General features: G+C 71.4%; 4 protein-coding genes. 3 read left to right on the top strand and 1 reads right to left on the bottom strand.

What is annotated here, in order from left to right; genetic code table 11:
• The 3 genes from GX015_RS00690 to GX015_RS00680 all read left to right on the top strand — a co-directional run.
• Window positions 1-679, top strand: a 679-nt coding sequence (locus tag GX015_RS00690) for an iron ABC transporter permease (protein WP_291342030.1), incomplete at its 5' end; no start/stop codon positions are given.
• A complete protein-coding gene (locus GX015_RS00685; protein WP_291342028.1) occupies window positions 676-1500 on the top strand; it encodes an ATP-binding cassette domain-containing protein in 825 nt (274 codons plus the stop codon). The genes GX015_RS00690 and GX015_RS00685, both read left to right, overlap by 4 nt.
• Before the next feature lie 55 nt (window positions 1501-1555).
• Complete coding sequence (locus GX015_RS00680) at window positions 1556-2302, top strand: heme oxygenase (biliverdin-producing) (RefSeq protein ID WP_291342026.1); 747 nt, start codon at window positions 1556-1558, stop codon at window positions 2300-2302.
• Between the two features lie 44 nt (window positions 2303-2346).
• On the opposite strand, the gene GX015_RS00675 is transcribed toward GX015_RS00680, so the two are convergent.
• Complete coding sequence (locus GX015_RS00675; RefSeq protein ID WP_291342025.1) at window positions 2347-2793, bottom strand: hypothetical protein; 447 nt, start codon at window positions 2791-2793, stop codon at window positions 2347-2349.
• Window positions 2794-3646 lie beyond the last annotated feature (853 nt).

Below are 3646 nucleotides of genomic sequence, written 5' to 3'. Positions count from 1 at the left end.
CGCCCTCGGCCCGGCCGCGGCGGATTGGGCCATCGCGGCCGGCGCCTTCGCAGGTGGTGCGCTGGCCACGGCCATCGTCGCCGCCACCGCCCGCGGCGGCCGCGACGTCGCCCGCATCATCCTCGTCGGCGTCGCGGTCAACGCCGTCTGCGGGGGCCTGGTCTCGGGCTTGACGTTCATCGCCGAGCCCGCCGCCCGCGACCGCATCGTCTTCTGGCAAATGGGCAGCTTCGCCGGCGGGGACTGGACCTCGGCGGCGATCGTCGCCGCCGTCACGTTCCCGTCGGCCGCGGTGATGTGGGCGCTGGCCCGCCGCCTCGACCTGCTCGGCCTGGGGGAGGCCCAGGCGGGGCATCTGGGCGTGGACGTCGTAAAGCTGCGGCGCACGGTCATCGGTCTGACGGCCCTGGTCGTCGCGGTGGGCGTGGCGTTTTCCGGCATCATCGTGTTCATCGGCCTGGTCGTGCCGCACGCGCTGCGGCTGATTCTCGGCCCCGGCCATTCGGCGCTGCTGCCGGCGTCGCTCCTCGGTGGCGCGCTGGTGGCCACGTTGGCGGACCTCGCCGCGCGCACGCTCGTCGTCGGCGCGGATCTGCCGCTGGGCATGCTGACCTCCCTCGTCGGCGGCCCCCTGTTCTTCTGGCTGCTGCTGCGCGGCGGACGGGCGGTGCGGCGATGAAGGCCCCCGATCTCCGCGACATTCTGCCCGGGGTGCCCGCTGGCGCCGCGCGGGGCCTGGCCACCCGGTCCGTGCGGGTGCGCAGGTCCGGGCGGATCCTGCTTGACGACGTCACCGTCCACGCATCCCCCGGCCGCGTCACCGCGCTGGTCGGGCCGAATGGCGCGGGCAAGTCGACGCTGCTCGCGGCGCTGTCGGGGGACCGGGCGCCGGATGCCGGCGGTGTCTTCTTCGACGGCGCGGACCTGCATGCCGTGCCCACTCGCGACCGCGCCCGGTTGCGCGCCGTGCTGCCGCAATCGCACCCGGCGACGGTGCCGTTCACCGCCGGGGAGGTCATCGAATTCGGCCGCAGCCCGTGGGGCGAACCCGACCCGGATCTGCGACGCCGCGTCATCGCCGACTGCGACGTGGAGCATCTGCTCGATCGCCCCGTCACCGTGCTGTCCGGCGGTGAACTGGCCCGCGTGCACTGCGCGCGGGTGCTCATGCAGGACACGCCGATCCTGCTTCTCGACGAACCGACCGCCGCGCTCGATCTGCGTCACGCCGAGTCGATGCTCCGCGTCATCGGCGCCCGCGCCCGCGCCGGCGCGACCGTCGTCGTGGTGCTCCACGATCTGGCGGCAGCTGCGGCGCATGCCGACGACGTCATCGTCCTCGACGCCGGCCGCGTCGTCGCCGCAGGAACGCCGGCCGAGACGCTCACCGCCCAGCTCATCGGCGACGTCTACGGCCTGGACGTCGAGGTCCTCGCCGACTCCGGGGGCAACCCCGTCATCGTCCCGGCACGCCGAAGAGCTGGCGCGCGGGCGTCGTAAAGCAACCCGAACCACCCAAGCAACCGACCGACATCACCAAGCTAGGAGGGGCGCCATGCTCCAGACGACCACCGACCGCCTGACCGTGCGACTGCGCGAGGCGACCGCCGCCGCCCACGACGACGCCGAGAACTCCGGCTTCATGACCGCCCTGCTCGACGGCGACTACGGCCACCTCGGCGCCTGCGCCGCCGCCGACCTCGCCGGGCAGCTGTGGTTCATCTACGGCGCGCTCGAGGACGCGGTGCGCGCCATCGCCGACACCCCGGAGGGCGCCGCCATCGCCGACGTGCGCCTGGAACGCCACGCCGCACTGGAGAGGGACCTCGAATTCCTCATCGGCCCGCGCTGGCGCTCGTCGATCGAGGCGCTGCCGCAGACGGCCGCCTACGTCAACCGGCTGGCCGAGCTGGCACGCACCCGCAACGCTTCGTCGCTGGTCGCGCACCATTACGTGCGTTACCTCGGCGACCTGTCCGGTGGGCAGATCATCGCGCGGAAGCTCCGCGACCACTACGGAATCGACGGCGACGGGGCGCGGTTCTACGACTTCTCCGCCCTGGGCAAGATCAAGCCCTACCGCGACGCGTACCGGGATCGCCTCGACGCGCTGGATCTGCGCGACGACGTCCGCGACCGCGTCCTCGCCGAGGCCGTCCTGGCGTTTCGCATGAATACCGCGCTGTTCCGGGCGCTGGATGAACGGCACCGCGCCGCCGTGGACGAGCCGGGCGCGGACGGGGCGGCAGAGCCCGACGGGGCGGCCGGCGCCGGAAAGCAGTACTGCCCGCACCTGGGATAGGCGCGGGCAGCGGGGCTGGTCCGGGGCGGGCCACCTCCCCGCCGTTACATCCCCAGGACCTCCGACAGTTCGGCGGCGATGGTCCGTAGCCGGGCGGCGGCCTCCTCGTGGGGCACGTCGCCGGACTCGGCGACCGGCACGATGACCTCGAGGTAGCACTTCAGCTTCGGCTCGGTGCCGGACGGGCGCGCGATGACGCGGTCGTCGGCCTCCGTCAGCAGCATCAGCCCGTCGGTCGGCGGCAGACCCTCCCACCCGTCGGACAGGTCGTGGACGGCGGTCACCGTGGCCCCGGCCAGCGTCGCCGGCGGGTTCGCGCGCAGCCGCGCCATCCCTTCGGCGATGAGCGCGACGTCGTCGACGCGGAACGTCAGCGGCGCGGTCTTGTGCAGGCCGTGGGCGCGGGCGAGGTCGTCGAGCAAATCGGCGGGGCCGCGGCCGGCGGCCTTGAGCGTCGCGACCAGATCGGCGACGCGCACCGCTGCGGCCAAGTCCTCGCGTCGGCACTTTCCTTTCCATAGCGCCGATTCCGCGATGACCAGTCCCGACCGCGGGCCATGGATCATCGCGGCTTCGATTGCGCTGTGTGCCGGCGAGGTGGTCCGAATTCCAGCTGAAGTCAGCGTGTCCCCGTTCCCACGGTCCTCTTGGGCCCCGCGCGCGGTATCCTCCGCGGTCACGTCTTCTGCTTCACCGTGGGAGTTTCGGTGCTGCCGCAATCGCACGAAACCGCTCTTGCGTGATCCGTTGACCCTCGGCGATAGAACATCGACGATCAGCCCCGGCGGATACAGGAAGTCGAGCCCATGGAGGGCGGCGGCGCCCGTGCCGGTGACCGTTGCGTCGGAATGAATGAGTCCCGCGGCGGCTGCCCGCAGCCGATATTCCTCGTACCGGGGCCTGTCTTCGCCGGTGGCGTAGACCCCGCGGGTGATGCGCCTCAGCCCTCCCGTGCGAAAGCGCCGACGGAGTTCCTCCGTACCCAGCGTGGTTTGGTCGCGGAGGAGAATAACTCCGCTTGGATGAGTTCGAATCGTTGTGTCGGTGGGCGATGCCATGGTTCCCCCGTCATGGTCGTCGTTGAAGTCACCCTTTTAGACGCGCCTCGACGGTGATCGGTTCCGTGGGGTTTGACGGGGGCACCTGTGGCCGATGGGGCAAGGGGGCCACGTTGGATTGGCCGAGGCGCCGCAGTGGGGTGTCGCCAATGGCCACCACGCGGAAGATCACCAAACGGGCCCGCTAGCCCGTGCGTGGTGGTGTGCCAGAAGTGTCGGCGATCCATGTGCCATAAGTCGTGAAACTCGCTGTGCCAGAAGTGTTGACAATCCATGTGCCATAAGT

The sequence above is a fragment of the Corynebacterium sp. genome, from assembly GCF_012837295.1.
In the GTDB taxonomy this organism is placed as follows: Bacteria; Actinomycetota; Actinomycetes; order Mycobacteriales; family Mycobacteriaceae; genus Corynebacterium.
The sequence above is the reverse complement of the archived record's forward strand: the minus strand, read 5'-3'. Positions and strand labels throughout refer to the sequence as shown.

Coding starts and splice junctions, on each gene's coding strand:
- GX015_RS00685 (WP_291342028.1), top strand. CDS start 676: ATGAAGGCCCCCGATCTCCGCGACATTCTGCCCGGGGTGCCCGCTGGC.
- GX015_RS00680 (WP_291342026.1), top strand. CDS start 1,556: ATGCTCCAGACGACCACCGACCGCCTGACCGTGCGACTGCGCGAGGCG.